Origin of the sequence: Blautia sp. CAG:237 (assembly GCF_000436615.1) — a bacterium.
In the GTDB taxonomy this organism is placed as follows: domain Bacteria; phylum Bacillota; class Clostridia; order Lachnospirales; family Lachnospiraceae; genus Blautia_A; species Blautia_A intestinihominis.
Genome location: NZ_FR886709.1, coordinates 1620 through 6455, shown reverse-complemented (window position 1 = coordinate 6455; position 4836 = coordinate 1620). Strand labels below are relative to the sequence as shown.

Annotated in this window: 5 protein-coding genes; 4 read left to right on the top strand and 1 reads right to left on the bottom strand. The window is 42.9% G+C overall.

The features are described 5' to 3' along the window. Positions 1-220 precede the first annotated feature (220 nt). On the top strand, positions 221-754 hold the full coding sequence (locus QZL69_RS03910; RefSeq protein WP_022213918.1) for a TetR/AcrR family transcriptional regulator: 534 nt from the start codon (positions 221-223) through the stop codon (positions 752-754). A 41-nt stretch (positions 755-795) separates the two neighbouring features. Further along, positions 796-1668: a DegV family protein gene (locus QZL69_RS03905; protein WP_022213917.1), complete on the top strand. Its 873-nt coding sequence runs from the start codon at positions 796-798 to the stop codon at positions 1666-1668. 11 nt (positions 1669-1679) lie between these two features. Here the strand turns inward: QZL69_RS03905 and QZL69_RS03900 are convergent, their stop codons facing one another. Further along, on the bottom strand, positions 1680-2084 hold the full coding sequence (locus QZL69_RS03900) for a MerR family transcriptional regulator (RefSeq protein WP_022213916.1): 405 nt from the start codon (positions 2082-2084) through the stop codon (positions 1680-1682). Positions 2085-2163: 79 nt separating this feature from the next. Between QZL69_RS03900 and QZL69_RS03895 the strand changes: the two genes are divergently transcribed. Beyond that, positions 2164-3288: a DUF362 domain-containing protein gene (locus QZL69_RS03895; protein WP_022213915.1), complete on the top strand. Its 1125-nt coding sequence runs from the start codon at positions 2164-2166 to the stop codon at positions 3286-3288. Positions 3289-3436: 148 nt separating this feature from the next. Next, complete coding sequence (locus tag QZL69_RS03890) at positions 3437-4810, top strand: sodium-dependent transporter (RefSeq protein WP_022213914.1); 1374 nt, start codon at positions 3437-3439, stop codon at positions 4808-4810. Positions 4811-4836: the final 26 nt, after the last annotated feature.

Genomic DNA, 4836 nt, shown 5'->3' with positions numbered 1-4836 from the left:
TCAGTCATGTGAGGATAGAGTTTTTAATTCACAAAATAAGCAGAACTTTAGAGGTCAGGGAAAATTCGAACATGAAATTTTCCTGACTTTTTTCATTTCTTGACAGATGTATTTTCTGGTGATACAATACAGTTCTTTGGTGAAACAAAATGTAACATATATGAATCGAAATATAACTATTCAACATAACCATGCTGACAAGCTCAGAGAAGGACAGGATATGAACAAGAAAGAAAATCATTCTGTAAAAAGTGAAATAGAACAGGCACTTCTCCGTCTTATGACACAGAAATCCTATCTGGACATTACTGTAACAGATATTGTACAGGAAGCGAAGGTTGCGAGGGTTTCTTTTTACAGGAATTTCGCTTCTATTTCGGAAGTGCTGGACAGTATCGCAGATGCAACTGCAGAAAAACTGAATATAGAATTCCTGCCGCTGCTGGATACAACAGATGAACGAAAACTGCGGGAATATCTGTTTAATTATTTTTATCAGATATCACTGAATTACAAAGAGATGTGGGCAATTCGTGGACTGAACATGGATCTTTTTACAAAACGTCTCGGAGAAAAGATTCACGAAAAACGTAAAGCGATCGAATCAGAAGATTCGGATATGTCCGAGAAATACGGATGGGTCGTAAAACTTTGCATATTGGATGGAGTTTCCAGACGATGGCTTATAGATGGGTTAAAAGAAACTCCGGAAGAGATGATCAATTACGTAATGCCGATCATTAAGACGTTATAGAAATACAGGTTAAAAGACAGAATATGAAGGAAGAAGATAATATGAAGAAAACAGGAATCATGACAGACAGTCACAGTGGAATTTTGAACGAAGAAGCAGAAAGACTTGGAATCAAGGTGCTTCCGATGCCGTTTTACATCGGAGAAAAAGTATATCGTGAAGGCGTAGATCTTTCCAGAGATGAATTTTATGACATGCTTCGAAAGGGTGTAGATGTGTCCACATCTCAGCCGTCACCAGTAGAAGTACTGGATATGTGGAAAGAAATGCTGAAAGAATATGAAGAAATCGTCTATATCCCGCTCAGCAGTGCATTAAGCGGCTCCTGTATGGCTGCACAGGCAATGGCAAATGAAGATGCATTTGCCGGCAAAGTATTTGTCGTAGACAATGGTCGTGTAGCAACACCAATGCATCGTTCCGTCCTTGATGCAGTAGAAATGGCAGAAAAAGGTTACAGCGCAGCCGAAATCAAGAAAATCCTCGAAGAGACCAGAGAAAAAATGACTATTTACATTGGCCTCAGCACTCTGGAATACCTCAAAAAAGGTGGAAGAGTCAGCTCCATGACAGCCCTGGCAGCAGATGTCCTGAACATCAAACCAGTCATGCACTTCAGCACAGGAACCCTCGATACCTACCAGAAATGCCGCGGTATGAAGAAGTCCCGCAAAGTCATGATCGATGCGATGAAACATGAACTGGAAACCAATTTCCGTGAAGAATACGCTGCCGGAAAAGTATATCTGATGGCAGCCTCAAGCAGTACTGACGAAGCAACAGAAGAATGGGTAAACCAGATCAAAGAAAGTTTCCCGGGAATGGAAGTCATGTGCGACAAACTCTCTTTCGGTCTTTCATGTCACATTGGACCGGATGGACTTGGTATCGGATGCACCTGTAAGCCGGTGTAAAGTAAAAAAATTCACTCGTCTTCCCACACAGGCAGCGGCAGATCGTTTTCCAGTGCATGTTTGATCGCTTTGTAATGTTTTACTTTGTGATGAACATGTGCAGAGTCTTTCTGAAGCTGCCTGAGTTTCTCATCTACCTGTTTTTCCTGGTCTTCCAGAAGACGGATGATGGCATCAATGTGCTGAGCTTCGTCCGTCTCATATTCAAAAAATTTCCGAAGCTGTGGAATTGTCATACCGGTACGTTTAAAACAGTTGATGCAGTTGAGACGTTCAATATGCTCTTCTGTGTAGATCCGCTGACCGGAAGAAGACTTTTCTACATTGGGGAGTAAGCCTTCACTTTCGTAATAACGCAGTGTAGAAGCCGGAAGTGAAAAAAGTTCAGATATTTCACGGATTGTATAAGTTTGCATGTGAATTCCTCCTTGACTTCAAGTATACTTGAAGTGCTATTCTTTTGTAAAGACAAATCATTTTCAGGAGGGATTCAAAATGGAGAAATCTACTGTTTATTTTACAGATTTTCGATGTCCGGTAGGAACAAGCCAGCTTGATAAGCTGAGGAAGCTCTGTATCGCAGCCGGTATCAAGGACATTGATATGGATGGAAAATTTGTAGCGATCAAAATGCATTTTGGTGAACTGGGAAACATGGCTTTTCTTCGCCCGAATTATGCAAAAGTAGTTGCAGATTTGTGTAAGGAGCAGGGTGGTATGCCGTTTCTGACGGACTGTAATACACTGTATCCGGGAAGCAGAAAGAATGCCCTGGAACATCTGGATTGTGCAAATCTGAATGGTTTTAACACGATCACAACAGGCTGTCAGATCATCATTGGAGATGGACTGCGTGGAACAGATGAAGTAGAAGTTCCGGTTGTAAATGGAGAGTACTGTAAGACTGCGCTGATTGGACATGCGATCATGGATGCAGATATTTTTATCAGCCTGAGCCATTTCAAAGGTCATGAGGCAACTGGATTTGGCGGTGCACTCAAGAATATTGGCATGGGCTGTGGAAGCCGCGCGGGAAAAATGCAGCAGCATGCAAGTGGAAAACCGGCAATCAATGAAGACGTCTGTCGTGGCTGCCGCCGCTGTGCAAAAGAATGCGGAAGTGACGCAATTACTTATGTAAACAAAAAAGCCGTGATTGATTATGATAAATGCAAGGGCTGTGGACGCTGTATCGGAGCCTGCAGTTTTGATGCTGTATACAATCCGAACAGCAGTGCAAATGAACTTCTTGACCGCAAGATGGCAGAATATGCACAGGCAGTCTGTCACGGACGCCCACATTTCCATATCGCGCTGGTTCAGGATATCAGCCCGAACTGTGACTGTCATGGAGAGAACGATGCACCGATCCTTCCGGATATCGGAATGTTTGCAAGCTTTGATCCGGTCGCTCTGGATCAGGCATGTGCAGATGCCTGTCTCAAAGCAACACCGATCGAGAACAGCCAGCTCGGAGAACATCTGGCAGAACCTGGATGGCATTGTCATCACGATCATTTCAAAGATTCCAATCCAAACATCGAATGGAAGGCAACTCTGGATCAGGCAGAAAAGGTCGGACTTGGAACCAGAGAATATGAATTAAAGAGAGTTAAATAAAGAAAACTTACGGATTTTTACAAAAATCGGGATGCAGAAGCATAAAAATAGCTTCTGCATCCCTTTTTACGATATATCATTTGCTTATGATGCAAAAGCGTGATATCATCAGAAGAGTGTAGATTAAGAAAATTGGGAGAGGAAAATTATGGACAAGCATAAGCATGAGAGAAGTACATTCTCGGGCAAGATCGGGTTTGTACTGTCTGCAGCCGGTGCTTCGGTAGGTCTTGGAAATATATGGAGATTTCCATACCTTGCAGCGAAGTATGGCGGCGGCATTTTTTTACTGGTTTACATCATCCTGGCACTGACGTTTGGTTACACGATGATTGTAGCGGAGACAGCACTCGGACGTATGACAAAGAAAAGCCCTGTAGGAGCTTTTGCAAAATTTGGTAAATCCAAATGGCTGTCATTTGGTGGATGGATCAATGCGATCATTCCGGTTCTGATCGTACCGTATTATTCTGTGATCGGTGGATGGGTGATCAAATATCTGGTGGAGTATATCAAAGGAAACAGTCAGGGACTTGCTACAGACAGTTACTTTTCTACATTTATATCTGATGGAGTTTCCACAGAAGTCTGTTTTCTGTTTTTTACCCTGCTTACCCTGATGATCATTTATGCAGGCGTGCAGAACGGTGTGGAACGAGTTTCCAAGTTTATGATGCCGATCCTGGTCTTTTTGTCAGTCATTATCGTAATTTATTCTGTGACAAGACCAGGCGCACTGGAAGGCGTGAAGTACTTCCTTGTACCGAACATTAAGAACTTTTCCTGGATGACAGTTGTTGCAGCGATGGGACAGATGTTCTATTCTCTGTCAATTGCAATGGGTATCCTGGTAACATTCGGTTCTTATATGAAGAAAGACGTGTCTATCGAAGGCTCTACAACAAATGTAGAAATCTTTGACACGGCGATTGCAATGATGGCAGGTCTGATGATCATTCCGGCAGTTTTTGCTTTCTCCGGCGGCGATCCGGACACACTGCAGGCTGGTCCGGCGCTGATGTTCATCACGATTCCGAAAGTATTTGCAAGCATGGGATTCGGAACACTGGTAGGAATCCTGTTCTTTGTCCTGGTACTCTGTGCAGCACTGACAAGCTCTATTGCTCTGACAGAGAGTGCAGTTTCTACTTTCCAGGATGAGCTGAAATGGAGCCGCAGGAAATCAACCGTTCTTGTCGGAGTCATCATGATAATTCTCGGAAGCCTTTCTTCTCTGGGATATGGACCACTGGGATTTGTAAAGATTATTGGAATGCAGTTCCTTGATTTCTTTGATTTCCTGACCAACTCCGTAATGATGCCGATCGCAGCAATTGCTACCTGCCTTCTGGTATCCAGGGTTATTGGTGTAAAACGAATCGAGAAAGAAGTTCTTCTTGAAGAAAGTACTTTCCGAAGAAAAAATATTTTCAATTTTATGATTCAGTATCTTTGTCCGATCTTTGCGGCGATCATTCTGATCAGTTCCGTAGCGAATGCATTTGGATGGATTTCAATGTAAAAAACGGGGGCGAGACCATTGGTCTC